Raw genomic sequence first — 19,297 nt, forward strand, 5'->3', positions numbered from 1 at the left:
TGCTTGGCTGTGTGTTGGTCCGATCTACCAGTTATCGCATGGTTCGTTTGCGTGGGGAGATACTCCTCTGATGACAGAGCACCGAATCATCTCCGCATCCATCTTCCTTACTCTCGCAGCAGTTGTGGCGTTCGCTCTGGCATACGAAGTCACGTACAAAAGGATTCAGCCTGCAGGAGTTCACTCTCAAAGCGTCATTCAGGTGAGAGCCGGGGTTTTGTGGGGGCTGATTATCGTAGGCATAGCGCTGGCGCCATTCGCTATTTCAGCAAGCGGTGGATTTTCGGGTATGTTCGCTAACCGATTTGACCGTGTGGAGGCACTTAACCAGTCCGGTATGTCCTTCGCGGAGGTCGGAGGGTTACGTTATGCCTTGGGTAAACAGTTACCCATAACCGTCTCCATAGCCGCGGCCTGTCTTGCAGTAATACGAGTCAGAGATCGTATTAAAAATTCTGGCTTCCTGAGCCTGCATGGAAGCGAACTGACTGCTTTGCTACTATCCTTGGCTCTGGTCGTCTTCTATTGCAATCCATCTGCGAACAGTCGCTATATCGCTGTTATCGCATTCGGATCGTTGGCTCTTTACCTAGCTCAACCGCGGTCGAGGAGAGGCGGGTTCGTGGTCGCGGGCGCAGCCGTCTTTGGCACGCTAGTAATATATCCTCTAATGAATGTCTTTAGAGTCGGAGTGCAAGGTTCAGAGACGTTGAAGGCCGGCGCCGAGGCATTCGCTAGCATGGATTTTGATGGCTTTCAGCAGGTGGCTAATTCACAGATATTTGTGAATGACAGGGGTCATTCCTTCGGTCATTATGTTCTTTCCGCCGTACTGTTTTTCCTTCCGCGTTCGATTTGGGCGGAGAAAGCCACCCCGGCTTCCATTGACGTGGCGTCAAACCGAAACTACTCTTTTACAGACTTGTCTTTGCCGTTTCATGCAGAGATATTCATCGAATTCGGAATCGTTGGCATGCTCGTTGCAATGATCATCTTCGGGGTTTTCGCGAGTAAGGCAGATAGATCATGGCTTGCTGGCGGAAAAAGCCGTATCGGTATAGCGGCTCCTCTCATCGCCGTTGCGCTCCTGGGATTTCTTCGTGGACCTCTCGGCTCTCTGGCGCCCATATATCTAACTGCAATTCTCCTGTTTGTCCTTGGACTCAAGGTATCAAAGGGCTGCGCGAGTAGTCAGAGGTCACGAGGGGTGGTGTCCACCACTGGCTTTCCGGACCTGTAAGGACTGGCTGCGGTGGCGGTTGGTTGCCACACAGTGCAGTTATGTCTGCTTGTACGTCAAAACTAGACAATTGTTCAGGGGTCTCTCCGATGCCCTGCACAGCCAAGCCGCGCCCGTGCAGCTGATGACGCCGGTGCAAACGGGTACGCCGTTTAGGGTTTGACGCTAAGGCGCTCTGCGTGTCTGTCCATTTGGATTCACACTCCTCTACAGGGCTGCAGAAATGTTTTTATGCCGATCATGGACGAGCGTAAAGACTAAAGGCTAGAGGGCCGGGCACCTGCATGGTGAGTGTGTTCGAGTAGTCTGCCCCACCAATACGCTGGCTCCCTTACCGAATACCGCGGCGCGCGCATAAACCCGGCACGTTCTTCATCTAGTCCGACTGACAGTTCTCTTAACAACCCGCTGCAGGATGGGGAGCAGCGCACAAAGGCGTCTTGGTTACAGTTCAGCCAGCGGTTATCCCCGTATCGTCTTCCCTATGTAATTTCGGCCTCTGGGGGGCGTTAGAATTGTCCGGGCGGCGCTGGGAGCCGTCATCGGTCTCTCCCTGGGGGTTTATTACATGGCATCTACTCTTCTACGCTCGCAGTCGGGCAAGAGCGCGGGTGTGGGGCCATTGCCTGCCAAGTCGTTTAGAAGCGATATCCAGGGCCTTCGGGCGATAGCGGTAGGGACTGTCCTCCTGTACCACGCTGGTGCCCCATTTGTTCCGGGCGGGTTCGTGGGCGTTGACGTCTTCTTTGTGATATCCGGCTTCCTCATCACGGGCCTACTAATCAAAGAAATAAGGAACACCGGGCAGATATCCCTTCTCGGGTTCTACGCACGTCGAGCTAAGCGTATTCTGCCAGCGGCGACAATCGTGCTCCTCGCTGTCGCTGCTCTGACCGTATCCATCCTCCCGCGCGGCAGATGGGACTCAATTGGCTCCGAGCTTCTCGGTAGCGCTTTCAACATCGTCAACTGGGTTTTCGCTGATAGTTCAACCGACTACTTGCAGCAGGACCAAGCAGCCAGCCCAGTGCAACACTTTTGGACGCTGGCTGTCGAAGAGCAGTTCTACATAGTCTGGCCTTTGCTCCTCGTCGGCGCCTGTCTCCTTGCGAGGTCTCGCAAACGAACCGGTAGAGGTTCCACTTGGCACGTCGAACGTTCTCTGGCGTTTGCTCGTGCAGGAGTCTTTACGTTGACCATTCCATCCTTTGTGTTCTCCATCTACTACACGGAACTGAACCCGGGTGCCGCTTATTTTGTTACAACGACGCGACTCTGGGAGCTGGGAATAGGTGCCATTGTGGCCTTGTTTGCCACAGAACTAGCCCGAATTGGTGTCCGTGCTGCCAAAATTCTGGGCTGGGTCGGGCTTGCTGCAATAACTGCTTCGGCCATCGTCATCACGGGCGGTACCGCTTTTCCTGGATTTGCTGCCCTTCTGCCCACTCTTGGCGCTGCGGCAATAATCGTCGCAGGGATGAATGGCCGATCTCAGAGCGGGGTCGGTGCCCTGCTTTCGTTGGGCCCGTTCACATGGATAGGCAACATTTCGTACTCGCTCTATCTCTGGCATTGGCCCCTGATCGTCGTCGGGACATATCTCCTCAACGGGCTTTCGTTCACGCAGGGTCTAACGATCATCGCAGTAAGCTTCATTCCCGCCATCCTTAGTTACAGGTATTTGGAGCGTCCGGTCCTTCGCTGGCGATATCTAGAGCATCACGGAACGGCTCTTGGGCTGACCACCATCGTTACGTGCTGCGTGGCAATTACCGCCTCAAGTATTCTTCTCGTCCCTAAGCCCAGCAACAACGCGGACTTTACACCCACGCCATTGCCCGTATCCGGTTCAGAGGCAAGGACTGCTGAACCAATCAGGGGAGCGGAACTGCTTGCCATGGACCCGTCCGTCGGAAAGCCGCAAGATAGGCCTGGCGAGTTCGTGCCTCTGGCTATGTACGCCGCCGAGGATACTCCAGACACAGTTTCTAGGGGGTGCCACCAGAACGTCAACGAAGACCAGGCAGAGCACTGCGTCTTCGGCGATGAGGCAGCTGAATATCGGATTGCCATCGTGGGTGACTCACACGCAGCGCAATGGACTCCTGCTCTAGGCCGGCTGGCTCAGGAGAATGGTTGGCGAGTCGACAGTTACACGAAATCGTCTTGCGCTTTCGTAGGGACCATGATCATGGCTGAAGGCGGCCAGAAAACATATGATTCCTGTCTCACTTGGCATGACAATGTGATGACGGCTCTTACTGGGCCTGAGAAGCCGGACCTCGTTCTTACCAGCGGGCAGGCCTACGACACAGCAGATGGGCGTCCTCTGGCCGATTCACTGGCCGCAACTTGGGCGGTTTTGCGAGACAGCGGCATTACTGTTGCTGCTCTGGGAGATACGCCACGCCCTGGGATCAATGTACCGGAGTGCGCTATGGCTAACGAGGAACGCCTCACGGAATGTGCTGTTGACCGTGTTGTGGCGATGAAGAACGGGTTAGCTGCACAACAGACTGCTGCGGAAATCGCAGGGGGCATGGAGGTTTTCGACATGACCGACCACATATGCCCTGCTGAACAGTGTTCCGTTGTGATCGGTAATGTGTTTGTCTACCGCGATAGCAACCACCTCACGGCAACGTATGTACGAACGATGGCCCCGTCCCTGAAGTCTAAGCTCGCCGACCTTGGAGCTCCAGAAGGAAGCCAGGGGTAATTTGCAGTACTCCGATTGGGTCCTAACAGTATGGTCGCTCTGCGGGTGAGGGACTCGGAAACTACTGGCGAGCTGGAACCGTAACGCGGCGCGCACATGAGGTATGAATCTCCGTTGGTATCAGAACGGATATGCCGGCTGGAATCTGTATCTTTGCGCAATGGTTCGCCTCAGCATCGGACAACCAATGCTCGTTCTTGCCTGCGGTCTTGAGTCCATCTCTTGTGACGGGGTAACGGGTTTAAACTTGAGGACTAAAGCGAGGGCGACGGCGCATCTGGACGGCTGCCGGGTTCGGGGTTGAGTCGTGAGAATAACGGGAGTAATCATCACCCGCTTTACTGGTTCTTGACGAGGGCTTGCCGGTGTTTTGCGGCGAAACGAATCGTTCGATCAGAGGTGAGGGTCATGCCTGTCACGGACATGTCTGGCCAAATCATGAATGTGTGCGAGAGGTGGACCGGGGAATCGGCACACCGACACAATTTCACCGTTTTCGGAGGGGATGAAAAGCTATACGACGTTTAGGAGAGCTAACACCGACCCTGTGACGAAGAGTCCCGGATCCGAGTGGCCACGTCCTAAGGGTGCCAGACGGCTATAGATGGGTCCTTCCGTTCAGGTATAAACACCTTCACAGGCAACGCTCCGCACGCGGTTCCCAACGTATTAGCCACGAGATCGTTCATCGTCGCAAAGCGGTCAGGCCGAAACAGGAGCTGCCCCAGTTCTATACAGCCGGAAATGCAGAACCCCGCAACCGGCACGGCCCACACCCATCTCCGGTCCACATACGCCGCGCCCAGGAACCCAAAGGGCACAAACAGCAGAATGTTCGCGGTGAACTCAACGAAGTTGTAATTGAACCAGCCGGGAGCACCGTGCTCATGAAGCCACGCCAGGACTGTCCGCAACGTGCCGCCGGCAGAACCCGAATCAACGGGGGAGGGCCAGAACGCAATGAAGGCCAGCACCACCAGGTACAGCCCGAACAGCGCGGCCAGGAAGCGGCGCCGTCGAACCTGCCGGCTGGGACGGGACGTGGTCACCGGTACTGGTATTCCCAGGCGAGCAGCTCCTTTACCGCAGGGGTGAGCTCACGGACCATCTGCTGGTACACGGCGTCGTCACGGCGGTAGGGGTCCACCACGTCGTCCTCGCCGGGGCCGGCCGGATGGGCGGAACGCAGCCGGAGGGCACGGGAGAGCGCCTCACGCCACCGCTCGGCCGCAGGAACCTCGGCATTACCGTCGACGTCAGGAAGCAGCCGGGCGAGCTCACGCAGGGTAAAGGTGCGGCGCAGCAGGCCGGGAGCCAGCTCCATCACCTTGCTGCGGTGGTCCCGTGTCAGGGCCAGCACCAGGTCCTGGCCCTGCAGGATCTCCGGCGTGAGCTGCCGGGAGACGAAGCCGCTGGCGTCGCCGCCAAAGACATTCACGAACCCGGCCACGTGCGGCTCAATGGCGTGTCCCACCAGGGCACCGGTGCCGGCGCTGCGGACCTCGAACTCGCCCGGGGCCACCGAATCGAACCCGGCCTGGAGAAGGCGCTCGGCCATGGGGGAGCGGCAGATGTTGCCGGTGCATACGGTCAGGATGCGGAAGGGGGCGGTCTCTGTCATATCCTCGGATCTCAACTTGGAACGGCGGCGGCCACCGCGGAATGCATTGGTGCGTCAAGCACTAAGCACGCGGCACCGAGATCGAGATTACCCTGCCGCACCCACCTGCCGGGCACAGGACTCACGGGGCAGCTCCACCCGGAACACACTGCCGGCACCGGGCCGGGAGGAGACAGTGACCCTTCCGCCGTGCGCCTCCACAATGTCCCGGGTAATGCCAAGGCCCAGCCCGACACCGGGAATCGCCGCTTTCTTCACGGCCGCGGAGCGGAAGAACCGGGTGAACACCTCAGCCTGCTCCGCCTCGGTCATGCCGATGCCCTGGTCCTGGACCTCCAGTACCGCCAGCTCACCCTCGCGCCGGACGCGGACGGTTACCGTGCCGCCGTCGGGCGAGTACTTAATGGCATTGGAGAGCAGGTTGTCCAGCACCTGCTGCAGCCGTACCTGGTCAAAGGACCCGCGCACCGGTTCCGGGATGTCCAGGCGTAGTTCGACGCCGGCGGCCTGGGCCCGCGGCTGCGCAGATCCGGCCACGCAGGTTGCCAGCTCCCCGAGGCACAGCTCGGTGCGTTCCAGATGGACCGAGCCCGACGCCGTCGTCAGCAGATCCGAGACGATCACCAGGAGCCGCTCGGCATTGCGCAGTGTCACTTCCAGGGAGCTGCGCAGCTGGGGGTGCAGCTGGTCTTCATCGGCGTCCAGCGCCAGGTCCAGGTACCCGATGATCGAAGTCAGGGGAGTGCGCAGCTCGTGCGAGACGCTGGCCACGAAGTCATCCTTTGCGCGCAGGGCGCGGAGCATGTCCGTGACGTCGCTGAAGGCCATCACCGATCCGTTGAATTCGCCGTGCTCATCCAGCAGCGGCCGGGCAGAAACCGCCATGGCCCGCTGACCGGGGCCGCGGCCAATGGAGATCAGGCAGTCGGAGAAGGCCTCCCGGCGCATGGCCCGGGCCAGCGGCCGGTCCTCGGGCGGAACGGGGGTGTGCCCGTCCTGCTCGAAGAGCAGCAGGTCCGCTTCGGCGCTCTTGTCATCCGCCGGCAGCGCAAGGGCATGGGTGGCCAGCTGCCGGGAGTTCATCAGCATCACGTGCCCGTCCTTGGCCAGGACAATAACGCCGACGTCGATCGCCTCCAGCACGGCGTCCAGCAGCTGGGCGCGGCGCCGGCTGTCCTGCAGGCTGGTCTTCAGCGCCCTGTCCTTCTGCTCCAGGGCAAGCTGCTGGCCGTCGGCGGAGAGCGTCATCACAGAGGCGGCCTTGTGCACCAGCAGGTTCACCACCGCCATCATCAGGACCGAGAGGTAGTCCTCGGGGCGGGTGCTGCCGGCCAGCAGCGGAGGGGACCAGACAATCAGCAGCGACCCCGTGACCGTCAGCAGTGCAGCAGTCTTCGGCGCATGCCCGGACCACGCCAGCCAGAAAACCGGGAAAACGGAGAGCAGCACTGTGCCGGTGACCTCGGGTCGGACCGCATTGTAGAGAAAACCAATCGCTACAAAATCCAGAATGGGAATGATCCAGTACGCCGGCTGGAAATATTTCTCCCAGGCCACGCCGACGGAAAGAGCGGAAAGAATACCGATCAGCGCCAGCCCGGTGAGCAATGCCGGGTCCGTGAAAGCCGACGGTTTGATGATCAGCACCAGCGGCATCAGCACTGCGACGGCGGTGAAGAGCGGCAGCTGGCTCAGGGCCACGCGGACGCGGAGACTCAGCTCGTGGAAATCCTTGTGAATACCAAGCAGGGAAAGGGCCCTGCCCTTAAAGCTGGACACGGGGCCGCTACCTTGCAGTTGGAACTTAATGGGTCTTCAGCTTATCGTCCGAGCCTGTAAGATGCCCAAAAGGGTACAAGCAGGTCTCGTTTTATCTTCGGTCTCGCAGGACAGGAAAATCCGCATCAGTATGGAAACGCAGCGTGTAGCGGTCATTATCGAGGACGACAAAGACATCCGCGATCTTCTGCATGCAGTGTTGCAGCAGTCGGGTTTTGAAGTCCATGCCAGCCCCACGGGTTCCGAGGGCGTGGAAGCAGTGCGCACGCACAACCCTGCCGTGGTCACTCTGGACCTGGGCCTGCCGGACATTGACGGCTTTGAAGTGATCCGCCAGCTGCGCCTGTTCAGCGACGCCTACATTGTGATGCTCACCGCCCGCGCGGAGGAACTCGACACCTTGATGGGCCTGGAAGCCGGCGCCGACGACTACGTCACCAAGCCATTCCGCCCGCGGGAACTGCGCGCCCGGATCTCCGCGATGATGCGCCGGCCCCGCAAGGACGGCGCCGCCGGTACAGCCGAGACCGCCGCGCCCGTGCAGGCCGGGATGACGTCCGGCTCGCAGCCCGCCGTGCCGGCCGCCACTCCGGTGCCGCCGGAGGGCTCGGATGTGTTCCGGCACAACGGACTGGTGCTCGACGCCGGGACCCGCACCACCATGCTGGGCGGTAAGCATGTAGACCTGACCCGCACCGAGTTCGACCTGCTGCAGGCGCTGCTTGAATCCGGCCGCCGTGTGCGCAGCAAGACGGACCTGGTCCGCCGGTTGCGCGGCGAGGAATACCACACCGGGTCCTACATCTCCGAGGCTGACGAGCGCACCGTGGAAGTCCATGTGGGCAACCTGCGCCGCAAGCTCGGCGACGACTCCCGCTCCCCGCGCTGGCTGGAAACGGTCCGCGGCGTCGGGTACCGGCTGGCTCCGCCCAGCGACGTTACGGTCTAGGCATCCTCACCCCCACACGCCATCCTCACACCCCACCCTCACACCCCATCGAGATCACAGAAACTGCCCGTTAGACCGCTTATTCGAGCAGTTTCTGCCATCTCGATGAAGCCGGGGCGTTCCCCTAGGCTCCGCCCGCCATGGCGTGCCCGGGCTCTTCGGAGGCAGCGGCGTCGGGCGCTGACGGCAGCGAGACGGTAAAGACCGTGCCCTCTCCGGGAGTGCTCTGCACCGTGATCTCCCCGCCGTGCGCCTCCACAATGCCCTTGCTGATCGCCATGCCCAGCCCGGCGCCGGGAATGCCGGCACGGCGCACGGCCTCGGTGCGGAAGAAGCGGGTGAACAGCCCGGCCTGTTCCTCCTCGCTCATGCCCAGTCCGGTGTCCGCCACGCTGAAGACCGTGCGGTTTTCGTCCGCCGCCCCGCTGACGGTGACCGTGCCGCCGTCGGGCGTGTATTTCACCGCGTTGGAGAGCAGGTTATCCAGCACCTGGCAGAGCCGGTTGGGGTCCGCGTAAACCGAAAGGCCCGGCGGCACCTTGTTCACCAGCTGCACCTGGGCGGCCCGGGCGCGCGGACCTGCGGCCTGCAGCCGATCATCCACCAGTTCGGCCAGCGGCAGCGGCAGCGGAGTGATGGTGCCGGACCCGCCGGCCGTGGCGAGCAGGTCCGAGACCAGCTGCAGCAGCCGGTCCCCGTTGCGCTGGGCCACTTCCAGGTGTCCGGCGATCCGCTCGGCGGGTACCTCCGGGTCGCTGAGCGAATCCAGGGCCATCTCGAGGTAGCCGAGGATCGAGGTCAGCGGGGTGCGCAGCTCATGGGAGACGCTGGAAACAAAGTCGTCCTTGGTGCGCAGGGCCTTGACCATGGCGGTGATGTTCGTGGAGGCGATCACTGAGCCGGTCACCCGGCCGTCGTCGTCCCGCAGCGTCCGGGCGGAGACGCTCAGCGCCATTCGGTTGTCCGGGCCGCCGGCCCAGATCTGCAGGTCCTCGAAGGATCCGCGCAGCGCCCGGCGCGCGGGCAGCTGATCCGGCGGCAGCGGGGTCACGCCGTCGGCCTCAAAGACCTGCACGACGCCGCCTGCCGCGTTCCGCGCGCGCATCCCGCCGTCGTCCAGGACGATCTGCGCGGTGTTGCGGTGCACGTCCCGGCCCTGGGCGTCCACCACCAGCACCCCGACGCCGATCGCGTTCAGCACGCCGTCCAGCAGCTGGGCGCGGTGTTTGCTCTCTTCCAGGGCGGCCACCAGCTGTGCGTCCTTGGTCCGCAGGGATTCGCGCCAGGTTTCAAGTTCCAGCCGCATCGCGCCGCAGACGTAGGACACCACGCCCAGGATCGGGGGCACCAGGATCGGCGCGGCCAGGGATTCGCGCTCCACCGGACCATCGGAGGCGAAGATGGGCCCCCAGACAATGAGCAGGGCACTCAGCACGGTCAGTACGACGGCGGCGCGCGGTGCCACCCGGGACCACGCCATCCACACCACGGGGAACAGCTGCACCAGGGACACCCCGGTGATCAGGCCCTGCCCGCCGGAGTAGAGGAAACCGATGCCCAGCAGGTCAAGCAGCGGAATTATCCACGTGCTCCAGGCCGGCAGGCGGCCCCAGGGCAGGAGCCCGGCCACAGCGGTGGCGGCGGCAATGATACCCAGCCCGGTGAGCACACCGGTGGAGGAGAAGAGCTGCGGGAAGAGGGCCGTCCAGGCCAGAGTGATCACGCCGAGGGTCGCCACCAGCGGAAGTTGGGCGCAGAGTACCTGCAGGCGCGGACTGAGCCGGCCGAACCGGCGGTGGAAGTCCAGCGACGGCGGAATCCGCCACATGTTCACTGACATCTGTCCTCTTCCGCGCGAGCTGGTTATCCTCAGGTTAAACCAGCAAAGCCACAGGTCAGCCGATGTGCCGGAACATTACAGGCCGTGCAGTACCTGGCCGAGTTCGTGCATGGTCGCCTGGCCGCACTGCTCAAGCGGTTCCAGCAGCGCCACCAGGCCTGCGTGGTCTTGGCTGCGCACCAGGTCCTGGGCCTCGGCCGCGAGCTTGGCCAGGCGCTCGGCACCGGCCATCTGGCTCGCGGTCTTGATGCTCAGCACCACGTCCATGGCTGCCGCGAAGTCAGTGTTGTGCAGGGCTGAAACCAGGCGTGAATAACGGCTGTCCCACAGCCGGACGTAGTCGACCACAAACTGCCGGCTGGTGCCGGCCCCAAGCTGGTCACTCAGATCCCGCAGCACACGCACGGAAACGAGTCTCCGGGCGGCGGGACGGTTATCCAACGCGATCATGCCGCGAAACGGGTGCTGGAAGCAGCACCGAAGGCGCGGTTGGCGCGTCCTGCCGGTGTGCTGGGGTGGGGAGACAAGCTGGTCCTCCTGGGGGTGCGCTGCCTTTTGTGGAGGAGCTGGGCCGATCAATGCCTAAACACTGGCAGGCAAAGCTCAGGAACGGACCCGGAGCAGGCTCAAGATCCCGCAAATTTCGGTTCACCGGTGTTTTTTCCCCGAAAGACGGACGACGCCGGCACCCAGGGCAGGTGCCGGCGTCGTGCGTTTGCGGTGCTGTGGTGCTTTGCTTGTTACCTGCTTACTCGGCGATGTAGAACAGGCGCTTGTTGACGAATTCGTCCATGCCCAGCGGGCCCAGCTCGCGGCCGTAGCCGGAGCGCTTGACGCCGCCGAACGGGATGCCGGCGCCTTCGCCCACGCCGTTGACGTTGGCCATGCCAACCTCAAGCTGCGCCGCGACCTTGCGGGCACGTTCCTCGTCAGTGGAGAAGACGACGCCGCCCAGGCCGTAGTCGGAGTCGTTGGCGAGCTTGACGGCTTCCTCGTCGCTGCCGACCTTGTAGACCACGGCTACCGGGCCGAAGAGCTCTTCGCGGTAGGCGCGCATTTCCGGGGTGATGCCGGTGAGCACGGCCGGGGCCAGGTAGGAGGAAGGGCCGTCTGAGAGGGTGCCGCCGGCGTGCAGAGTGGCGCCCTTGGAGACGGCGTCCTGGATCTGCTCGGCCAGGCCCTCCGCGGCGGAGCGGGAGGAGAGCGGGCCGTAGGTGCCCTCGGCTGCCTCGGCCGGATTACCGGGCTTGAGGTCCTTGGCCAGGTTGGTCAGCTCGGCAACGAAGTCGTCGTAGATGTCCTCGGCGACGATCATGCGCTTGTTGGAGTTGCAGGCCTGGCCGGTGTTCTCCAGGCGGGTGGCCCAGGCGTTGGCTGCTGCTTCCTTGACGTCGTCGGTGTCCAGCACCACGTAGGGGTCGGATCCGCCGAGTTCGAGCACAACCTTCTTGAGGTTCTTGCCGGCCAGCTCGCCGATGATGGCGCCGGCGCGCTCGGAGCCGGTGAGGGAGACACCCTGGATCCGGGGATCGGCAATGATGTCAGCGATCTGGCCGTGGCTGGCGAAGACGTTCTGGTACACGCCCGCGGGCACACCGGCGTCGTCCATGATCTGCTGGATGGCCAGCGCCGACTTGGGGCAGGACTCGGCGTGCTTGAGGACGATGGTGTTGCCCAGCATCAGGTTGGGTGCAGCGAAGCGGGCCACCTGGTAGTAGGGGTAGTTCCACGGCATGATGCCCAGCAGCGGGCCCACCGGGAGCTTCTGGATGACGGCGCGGCCGCCGCCGATTGCCTTGATCTCCTGGTCTGCGGCCAGTGAGGGGCCCTCGGTAGCGAAGTATTCGAAGATTTCCGTGCAGTACTCGGCCTCGCCTGCGGACTCCGGCAGGGGCTTGCCCATTTCCTCGGTGATGATTGCGGCGAGCTCATCCTTGCGCTCGGTGAACAGCTCAGCGATGCGGGTGACGATCTTCCCGCGTTCCTCGATGGGAACTTCGCGCCAGGATTCGAAGGCAGCCTGCGACGCCGCCAGTGCGTCCTGGATTTCGGCATCGGTGGCCAGGGGGAACTCTTCGCCGGGTTCGCCTGTTGCCGGGTTGATAACCCGGTAGGACTTCGCCGATGTAGTGGAAGCGGTGCTCACGTCCGTACTCCTTACGCATGTATATGGGTGCTTGCCATTCTGCCGGGAAAAGGGTGCTTAGGGAAGAAAAATCCGCATGGTGACGTGTTATTGAGGCCGTTTGCGTGCGGAATCCGTGGTTTAAGCCGGGCTTGAGCTTCGGATTGCGCCGATGTTGAGGGGCGCTTGCGGGGGCCTTGAGCTTTGACCGAATGTTTTCGGAACCCTGTGGTTAGACCGCCAAATTTCTTGCGTTCCGGGCGGCAAAGTATTCCTCAGCGGCAGGGAAAACCTTCCCGGGCCGAAAGTCTCGGATGTCTCACATGACGTCGGAACCAAGAACAAACAAGGGGAACACAATGAACAAGATGGCAAAAGGCGCACTGGCAACCGGCGTAGGCGTGGCACTGCTCCTCGGCGGCGGCGGAACGCTTGCTGTGTGGAACCAGTCGGTGGAAGCAAACGCCGGCACGATCGCTGCCGGTGACTTGAATCTGCAGCCCAAGACTGACAGCACCAATGGCTGGTACAACGGAGCCGGAACCAAGATCGAAGATATTGCTGCTTACCGCATCGTTCCCGGTGAGACCCTCACCTACAAGCACCTGCTGGACATCACCCTCGTGGGAGCCGAGATGAAGGCAGATCTGTCGGTCACCGGCCTGCCTACAACCGGTGTATTCGCGAACAACGCCGTCATCGGCCCGGTCACCGTGATGAAGGGCAATGTGGACGTCCTTGCAGATGCCGAGATCACGCCAGCTGAAGCAGGCACTGTGACCGCCTCGAGCACTTTCACTTTCAAGGAAGAGACTGGTGGCCGGACGAACGTCGGCGCCAGTGCCGACCTCGGCAACGTCAGCTTCAAGCTGGAGCAGATTGCCCCCACGAAGGCACCTTAGTCCAAGCATCATCTTGTTCTAACCCCTGGCTGTGCGCGGCGCACAGGTTCCGCGCACAGCCTGTTCCCTTGGAGGAATTCCGCATGAAGAGCGTTCGAGCACTGAAAGCTGCAGGACTTGTCCTCACAGCCGTAGTGCTGGGACTCATGACGGTCCAGGGGAGCTACGCACTTTGGAACGCGGCTGTTTCGGTAAAACCCGGAACCGTGCAGGCAGCGAACTTCAGCATTCTGGTCAACAAGGTGGAGATGGCGGGTCCACAGCAGACTGTCAACCTGCCCGGCCTCTCGGCAATCAAGCCCGGAGAGTCCACGTCTGCCACGGTACAGATCGAGAACAAGAGCAACGCGTCAAGCAATATGAAAGTCCAGCCGACTATTTCGGTAGACCCCGCATCAGGCGCGTTCAGAGGCCATCTGACAGTACGCGTAATGGAGCGCGGTACGAACTCACAGTGCCCGTCTGACCCGTCTAAGTACCCGGTCATTCCACCGGTTCTGAACACCATTGCTCAGAACCAGGAGCGGCATATCTGCCTGCTGGTAAAGCTCGAAACAACCGTCGACACCGCGGCCCTTGGTACTACCGCCGAGATCCCCGTAAGACTGACCGTCACCCAAGTAAAGCCATGACCGCCCACCATGGACCGCAAAGGAAGCCACCATGTCACAAGGCCGCAGAAAAGCAGAGAAGCCCGTCACCGCACTCAGCCTGGCTGGGACGGCGATCAGCTACCTCGCACTGTGCGTCACTGTCCTGGCGGCGCTGGCACTGGTCATCGTTCCGCTGCTCACGGGGTCCCAGACGTACAGCGTCCTGACCAGCTCCATGGCACCCAAATACGCCCCGGGCACCTTCCTGGTGGTCAAGCCGGTTCCGTTCGAGGAACTGCGCGTAGGGGACATCATCACGTACCAGATTGAGTCCGGCAAAGACACCGTCATCACCCACCGCATCACCGGCATCGGCGCTTCCCAGGATGGCGAAGTCTTGTTCACCACCAAAGGCGACAACAACTCCGTGGAAGACGAACTGCCCGTCCGCGAAGTTCAGGTGCGCGGCAAGCTCTTCTACGCCGTCCCCTACGTTGGGTTCGTTGCCAACAGCCTGGGTAATTCCGACCGCGGCGAAATCGCCCAGTGGGGCGCCGTCGCCCTGATGGGATACGGCGTCGTCACCCTGGTCCGTGGTGCACTGGCCCAGAAGCGCCGCAGCTCTTCAGATTCCGAGACCGGCGGCCAGACCCCCGACGCCGGCGTGCCGGCTCCCGTCGCGGGTCCCACCGACCCGGCCGGACTCGGGGCCCAGGACCCGGTAGAGCACGACGACCCCGTCCTCACCGAGTGCGACTGCGATGCCCACGAGCACCTGCCCCGAACCCGCCGTCACGCCCGGGCACACGCCACCGTCTGATGCACCACGAACCAAGCCGGCCCGGCCGGCGTCGCTGGCTCAGCGCAGCGGCGGTCGGCTCCCTGACCGCAGCCGCCTGCCTGGCCGGGATGCCCGCTGCGACCGCCGCCAGCGATTACCTCCAGTTCAGCACCGACGGCCGCAACTACTCTACTGCGCTTAGCGGCCCGGTTTTCCGGGAATCGATCGTCTACGTCCCCGGCTCTACGGCCATGGCAGAGATCTGGGTACGGAACAATAGTGCCGACGCCGCCTCCCTGACCTCCGCTGCGCTCATCGTCCGGTCGGATGAGGAGCTCAACGGCTACCTTGGACTACGCGCCGGAGACGGCTCAGGGCCGTCCTCCAACCTGCCGCTCGGGGGCACCGGTACCTGCACGGACATCAACCAGAGCTGGCAGCTGCGTCCGGGACAGGACATCCTTCTCAGCTTCGCCGTCGACTTCGCCCTGGAAGCAGGGAACGAAACCCGCAACCGCGACGCCGACTTCGACTTGGTCTTCCTGCTCGAGTCCGAGGCAGCCGGGCAAGCGGCCCGGCCGGCATGCGCCGCCGTCGGCCTTTCGCCTACCCCCTCTGCGCCGAGCGCCTCGCCTCAGGCGACCCCGTCCCGGGAACGCAGCGACGTTGCAGTGCTCGCCGGTACTGGGCGATCGACGGACGCCGTCCCGGCGTTCGCTATGGGGGAGGGCAGTGTCCGTCAGGTCGCCGGAGCCTCGTCCTTGCCGAAATCAGTGTCCAAACTTGAGGCTCCGCTGGCGTCCGGCTTCGCGAGCACTGTCGAACCGGTGATCAGGTCACTGTCCGGTACGCTCCTTATAACGATGGGGGTCGTCTTCGCGGCGGCTGTGGTGCTGCGTTTACGGGAGAATCGCTATGAATAGGAAGCAGCGGGGGGCTGCAACTGAAGGGGACGTTACCGGAGCCGAACGAGGCTGGTTCGGCAGGCTGCGCGCGCAGCCCGGGTTCCGGACGGCGTTTGTGGCGTTCTGCCTCACCGTGATTCTTGGTGTCGGCGCTCCGGCTGCCTATGCGCTGTGGAGTTCTTCGGTGAGGGGGATGGTCACTGTTCAGACGGTAAAGCCTCCGCTGCCCGTGATAACGGGAAGCGTGCAGTGCATGCAGCGGACCATTCTGGGCGTCGTATCCATGCGTTACAGCGCACCGTCTGCCGCTGCAATGCCGGAGGGGGTGTATGTGACAGCAGTGATCTCAGTTCCGGACAGGTCCGAGCCGATATATTATGCCGTGCCGAATACAGGCAGCTTCAACCTCAAAGATCTTCATGGTTTGGGGGAATATATCGGTGGTAGCCTGTCGGGCAAACGTATCTCAGTTACGGTCAGCACTGTTCGTTTAGACCAGGCGCCGCAGGCTTTGCCGAGTGAGATCCAAGCCGCTGCGATACGTGATCAAGCCGATGCGGCCCCGCCCGCAGAACCGGCGTATTTCTACCTTTCTTACCAATGTAATCGTCTCTGAGCGGATACCTTCGAAGTCCTTACACAGCAGGACCAAGAAGCCCGCTTAGCGGCGCCTGGACCTTGGCGCCGTCGTAAATCCCCGTGCTTCGCCGGTGCCCCTACCGCCGGCGGTGCAGACAGCTCTAATAAGGTTCACGTTGCACCAACCCCCCACATCTCAGCATCCTGAAACACCACAACTCAATCGAAAGGCCGGATGGTTCGCCCGTTGGCGGGCACAGCCGGGGTTCAAGACGGCAGTCGTCGCATTCTGTGTGACCGTCACGCTGGGCATCGGAGCGCCCGCAGCCTACGCGCTGTGGAGCGCTTCGGCGTCGGTGAATCTTCAGGTCCGCACGGCGGCACCGCCCGGACCGACACTGCCGCCGGGCACGTCTCTGATTTCTGCGCAGACTGCCTACGCGGACCGTCCCGGTGCTGTTTCCGGGCTGACCTGCGCACCGCTGCTGAGTCACCAGCAGATGATGAGTAACAACTTCGCTGACGTCCGCTTCTTCTGGCCCGCGGCCACGGGTGCCACCAGCTATGTCATCACGGTGCGTAACAACACCGGGAAGTACAGCTACGACCGGTCCCAGACCGTCACATCCCCCGAGGCTGTCTACCGGTTTGAGCGGCAGAAGTCCCAAAAGAACGGGGACGCGCAGACCGGCGCGACGCCGTTCTACTCGCTGTACACCGTCCGGGTCCTGCCGATGAAGAACGGCGTACCGGGGGACCCGGTCTACCGGACCTACCAGTACGAGCACCATAACGGCAGCAACTGCCATGAAGGTGACTCGGGAGCTGCCGCCCCAACGGGAAGCATCGCGCCGCTAACCTGCTCGCCGGTCGCCTGGGACACCAGCACGGCCTATTCCGAACTAGCGCTCTCCTGGCCACGGGCTGCCAACGCAACGCGCTATGCAGTGACAGTCAGGTCACAGAACGGCACCGCAGGTGTTGAGGCAACGGTTACCGGAAATACGGCAGCTATCAGGATCGTCCCCAAACCAGCGGGGCCACAGTTCCTGGGGAAATACACGGTCCGAATTCAGCCTATGAACGGCGCTGTTGCCGGAGATCCGGTTTACCGGACATATCAACTGGGGCAGAACAGCCACGAATGCTGGTGATTCTGGTCGGTGCACGACCGAATCCGACGCAACCTTCGGGGAGATAACGCTGGAAAGAGGTCCTTGGCGGCAACCTTTGGTGAGGTAACGCCGTTTTGGGACGGGCGGAACGACGTTACCTCACCGAGGGTTGCGCGGTTCGTCCCGTAAGGAGCGGTATCTGCCCGAAGGTTTGAAGCTGTTTCGGGGGAGCAGCGCAAGAGTGTGCTGGATCCCCCGAAAGCCCCCGTAATCCGTGCCCGGTAGGCCCCATTGGACCCCGATCATCTGCAGCGGTTCATCCTGTGTGGCAATACCGTCGTTCAGGAGCCCCGGAAAGAAACCTGTGCTGCAATAACGCTGCTTCGGAACGGCCATAGCGACGTCATTGCAGCAGAGGATGGCGGGAAGGGCGCTAAACGACGTCATTGCGACACAGGACATCCGGGTGAAGGCCACGGGCGACATACGGGTGAAGGGCACGCGCGGGAAACCCGCCCTGACCCCAACGGCCCAGGCCCGGAATCCGAACCCGGCCCGGAAGCGACCCAGCCCAGGCCCGGAACCCGAACCCGGAACGAACCAGGCCCGGAACCCGAACCAGGCCCGGCCGAGCAACCCAGAAACCTACAGCCCGGAATTCCCCTTGCCGTCCTGGAACACGTCGGGGATGCCGTCGTTGTCCGCGTCCAGCTGCTCGGCCCTCTCCAGAACCGCGTAGCGGCGGTTGCGGATGGTCAGCAGAATCGATGCGAGGACTGCGGCAAGCACGGACGCCGTGAGGATCGCGATCTTGGCATCCTCATGATGCGCAGAGCCCAGGCCGAAGCTAAGGTCATTGACCAGCAGGGAGACCGTGAAGCCAATGCCGGCAAGGATGCCGATGCCGGTCAGGTCCACCCACTTCACGGACTTGTCCAGAGTGGCCTTGGTGAAGAAGGTCAGCACCCACGTGGTCAGCAGCACGCCGATCGGCTTACCGAGAACCAGGGCAGCAACAATGCTGATGGCAACCGGGTCAGTCAGCGCGCGGCCCAGGCCTTCAAAGCCGCCAATGGCGACGCCCGCGGAGAAGAACGCGAAGGCAGGCACCGCTATTCCGGTGGAGATGGGACGGAAGCGGTGCTCAAAGATCTCGGCCAGGCCCGGCTTCTCCTCGCTGTGGGGGAGGGTGCCTGCCCCGGTCGGGTTACGTCGCAGCACAGGCACGGCAAAGCCGAGCAGCACACCGGCCACGGTCGCGTGGACGCCGGAGGCATGCATGAGGATCCAGACGGCGACGGCCAGCGGGGCCAGGAACACCCAGAAGGCCCAGAGCCGGGCCCCGAAGAAGCGCTGTCCGCGCTGGACCAGCAGGGTGAACAGTGCCAGCGGAATCAGCATGAGGCCCAGCATCAGCGGGTTCACGTCTTCGGAATAGAACAGCGCGATGATGGTGATCGCAATCAGGTCGTCAACCACGGCCAGGGTCAGCAGGAAGATGCGCAGCGCCGTGGGCAGATGGGAGCCGATCACAGCCAGCACCGCCAGCGCGAAGGCGATGTCCGTCGCCGTCGGAATGGCCCAGCCGCGCATGCCGTCTGACCCGGTCGCCACCTGGATGCCCACATAGATCAGGGCAGGGATGACGACGCCGCCAAAGGCAGCAGCCACGGGCACGATTGCCTTGCTGATCTGCCGCAGGTCGCCTGCGACGAATTCCTTTTTGAGCTCCAGGCCCACCAGGAAGAAGAAGATGGCCAGCAGTCCGTCAGCTGCCCACGCGCCGACGCTCAGCTCGAGATGCCAGGGTTCGTAGCCGAACGTGAAGTCGCGGACGGAGAAGTAGCTTTCCGACGCCGGTGAGTTGGCCCAGATCAGGGCCGCCACCGTGGCGATGAGCAGCAGGACGCCGCCCACGGTTTCCTTGCGCAGGATCTCCCCGATGCGCAGGTGCTCGCTGTAGCTGGACCGGCCGAAAAAGACCTTGGTGGATCCTGAGGGCTGGGGGTTTGGCTCGTTTGAGGCCATGAAAGAAGGCTCCTAAAAGGAAAGCGGATACGGGAAAGCTGCTGCCGACCAGACTTCCCGGCTCACCATCCCCAGATTACCCCTGCGCTGCGGGCCCGGGGGGGGGGCCCCCCGGCCAAAA

At 62.5% G+C, this 19,297-nt stretch carries 16 protein-coding genes; 9 read left to right on the plus strand and 7 right to left on the minus strand.

The features are described 5' to 3' along the window. Positions 1-70: 70 nt before the first annotated feature. Positions 71-1,240, plus strand: a complete 1,170-nt coding sequence (locus TVC13_RS13375; protein WP_422401679.1) for a hypothetical protein — start codon at positions 71-73, stop codon at positions 1,238-1,240. Between the two features lie 568 nt (positions 1,241-1,808). After that, positions 1,809-3,959, plus strand: coding sequence for an acyltransferase family protein (locus TVC13_RS13380; protein WP_422401680.1), 2,151 nt, complete (start codon positions 1,809-1,811; stop codon positions 3,957-3,959). Positions 3,960-4,540: 581 nt separating this feature from the next. Here TVC13_RS13380 and TVC13_RS13385 read toward each other — a convergent pair. The 3 genes from TVC13_RS13385 to TVC13_RS13395 form a co-directional block, all read right to left on the minus strand. Beyond that, a complete protein-coding gene (locus tag TVC13_RS13385; protein WP_422401681.1) occupies positions 4,541-5,008 on the minus strand; it encodes a VanZ family protein in 468 nt (155 codons plus the stop codon). Next, the gene (locus TVC13_RS13390) at positions 5,005-5,580 is read right to left on the minus strand and encodes a low molecular weight phosphatase family protein (protein WP_422401682.1); all 576 of its coding nucleotides are present in this window, start codon (positions 5,578-5,580) and stop codon (positions 5,005-5,007) included. The genes TVC13_RS13385 and TVC13_RS13390 overlap by 4 nt, the downstream gene beginning before the upstream one ends. An 87-nt stretch (positions 5,581-5,667) precedes the next feature. Beyond that, positions 5,668-7,359: a sensor histidine kinase gene (locus TVC13_RS13395; RefSeq protein WP_422401683.1), complete on the minus strand. Its 1,692-nt coding sequence runs from the start codon at positions 7,357-7,359 to the stop codon at positions 5,668-5,670. Between the two features lie 130 nt (positions 7,360-7,489). Between TVC13_RS13395 and TVC13_RS13400 the strand changes: the two genes are divergently transcribed. Next, on the plus strand, positions 7,490-8,308 hold the full coding sequence (locus tag TVC13_RS13400) for a response regulator transcription factor (RefSeq protein ID WP_422401684.1): 819 nt from the start codon (positions 7,490-7,492) through the stop codon (positions 8,306-8,308). A gap of 124 nt (positions 8,309-8,432) precedes the next feature. On the opposite strand, the gene TVC13_RS13405 is transcribed toward TVC13_RS13400, so the two are convergent. The 3 genes from TVC13_RS13405 to TVC13_RS13415 form a co-directional block, all read right to left on the minus strand. Continuing rightward, positions 8,433-10,148, minus strand: coding sequence for a sensor histidine kinase (locus TVC13_RS13405; protein ID WP_422401685.1), 1,716 nt, complete (start codon positions 10,146-10,148; stop codon positions 8,433-8,435). Between the two features lie 75 nt (positions 10,149-10,223). Then, the gene (locus TVC13_RS13410) at positions 10,224-10,598 is read right to left on the minus strand and encodes an Hpt domain-containing protein (RefSeq protein ID WP_422401686.1); all 375 of its coding nucleotides are present in this window, start codon (positions 10,596-10,598) and stop codon (positions 10,224-10,226) included. Between the two features lie 298 nt (positions 10,599-10,896). Further along, positions 10,897-12,294 (minus strand): NAD-dependent succinate-semialdehyde dehydrogenase, encoded by a 1,398-nt coding sequence (locus tag TVC13_RS13415; protein WP_422401687.1) that lies wholly within the window; start codon positions 12,292-12,294, stop codon positions 10,897-10,899. Between the two features lie 338 nt (positions 12,295-12,632). On the opposite strand from TVC13_RS13415, the gene TVC13_RS13420 reads away from it, so the two are divergent. The 6 genes from TVC13_RS13420 (at position 12,633) to TVC13_RS13445 (ending at position 17,187) form a co-directional block, all read left to right on the plus strand. Beyond that, positions 12,633-13,175 (plus strand): alternate-type signal peptide domain-containing protein, encoded by a 543-nt coding sequence (locus TVC13_RS13420; RefSeq protein ID WP_422401688.1) that lies wholly within the window; start codon positions 12,633-12,635, stop codon positions 13,173-13,175. 83 nt (positions 13,176-13,258) lie between these two features. Next, positions 13,259-13,807, plus strand: a complete 549-nt coding sequence (locus TVC13_RS13425) for a hypothetical protein (RefSeq protein ID WP_422401689.1) — start codon at positions 13,259-13,261, stop codon at positions 13,805-13,807. 31 nt (positions 13,808-13,838) lie between these two features. Beyond that, positions 13,839-14,588 (plus strand): signal peptidase I, encoded by a 750-nt coding sequence (locus tag TVC13_RS13430; protein ID WP_422401690.1) that lies wholly within the window; start codon positions 13,839-13,841, stop codon positions 14,586-14,588. Then, the gene (locus tag TVC13_RS13435) at positions 14,588-15,472 is read left to right on the plus strand and encodes a hypothetical protein (protein WP_422401691.1); all 885 of its coding nucleotides are present in this window, start codon (positions 14,588-14,590) and stop codon (positions 15,470-15,472) included. The genes TVC13_RS13430 and TVC13_RS13435 overlap by 1 nt, the downstream gene beginning before the upstream one ends. Beyond that, positions 15,465-16,070, plus strand: coding sequence for a hypothetical protein (locus TVC13_RS13440; protein ID WP_422401692.1), 606 nt, complete (start codon positions 15,465-15,467; stop codon positions 16,068-16,070). The genes TVC13_RS13435 and TVC13_RS13440 overlap by 8 nt, the downstream gene beginning before the upstream one ends. Positions 16,071-16,326: 256 nt before the next feature. Beyond that, entirely contained in the window at positions 16,327-17,187 is an 861-nt protein-coding gene (locus TVC13_RS13445) for a hypothetical protein (protein ID WP_422401693.1), read from the plus strand. A 606-nt stretch (positions 17,188-17,793) separates the two neighbouring features. Here TVC13_RS13445 and nhaA read toward each other — a convergent pair. Then, positions 17,794-19,176 carry a Na+/H+ antiporter NhaA gene (gene nhaA / locus TVC13_RS13450; protein WP_422401694.1) on the minus strand — a complete coding sequence of 461 codons (1,383 nt, stop codon included), beginning with the start codon at positions 19,174-19,176 and terminating at the stop codon, positions 17,794-17,796. Between the last annotated feature and the right edge of the window lie 121 nt (positions 19,177-19,297).

This window comes from Arthrobacter sp. 3Tela_A (genome assembly GCF_049311025.1).
In the GTDB taxonomy this organism is placed as follows: Bacteria; Actinomycetota; Actinomycetes; order Actinomycetales; family Micrococcaceae; genus Arthrobacter_B.

Coding starts and splice junctions, on each gene's coding strand:
- TVC13_RS13375 (WP_422401679.1), top strand. CDS start 71: ATGACAGAGCACCGAATCATCTCCGCATCCATCTTCCTTACTCTCGCA.
- TVC13_RS13380 (WP_422401680.1), top strand. CDS start 1,809: ATGGCATCTACTCTTCTACGCTCGCAGTCGGGCAAGAGCGCGGGTGTG.
- TVC13_RS13390 (WP_422401682.1), bottom strand. CDS start 5,580: ATGACAGAGACCGCCCCCTTCCGCATCCTGACCGTATGCACCGGCAAC.
- TVC13_RS13400 (WP_422401684.1), top strand. CDS start 7,490: ATGGAAACGCAGCGTGTAGCGGTCATTATCGAGGACGACAAAGACATC.
- TVC13_RS13405 (WP_422401685.1), bottom strand. CDS start 10,148: ATGTCAGTGAACATGTGGCGGATTCCGCCGTCGCTGGACTTCCACCGC.
- TVC13_RS13410 (WP_422401686.1), bottom strand. CDS start 10,598: ATGATCGCGTTGGATAACCGTCCCGCCGCCCGGAGACTCGTTTCCGTG.
- TVC13_RS13420 (WP_422401688.1), top strand. CDS start 12,633: ATGAACAAGATGGCAAAAGGCGCACTGGCAACCGGCGTAGGCGTGGCA.
- TVC13_RS13425 (WP_422401689.1), top strand. CDS start 13,259: ATGAAGAGCGTTCGAGCACTGAAAGCTGCAGGACTTGTCCTCACAGCC.
- TVC13_RS13430 (WP_422401690.1), top strand. CDS start 13,839: ATGTCACAAGGCCGCAGAAAAGCAGAGAAGCCCGTCACCGCACTCAGC.
- TVC13_RS13435 (WP_422401691.1), top strand. CDS start 14,588: ATGCACCACGAACCAAGCCGGCCCGGCCGGCGTCGCTGGCTCAGCGCA.
- TVC13_RS13440 (WP_422401692.1), top strand. CDS start 15,465: ATGAATAGGAAGCAGCGGGGGGCTGCAACTGAAGGGGACGTTACCGGA.
- nhaA (WP_422401694.1), bottom strand. CDS start 19,176: ATGGCCTCAAACGAGCCAAACCCCCAGCCCTCAGGATCCACCAAGGTC.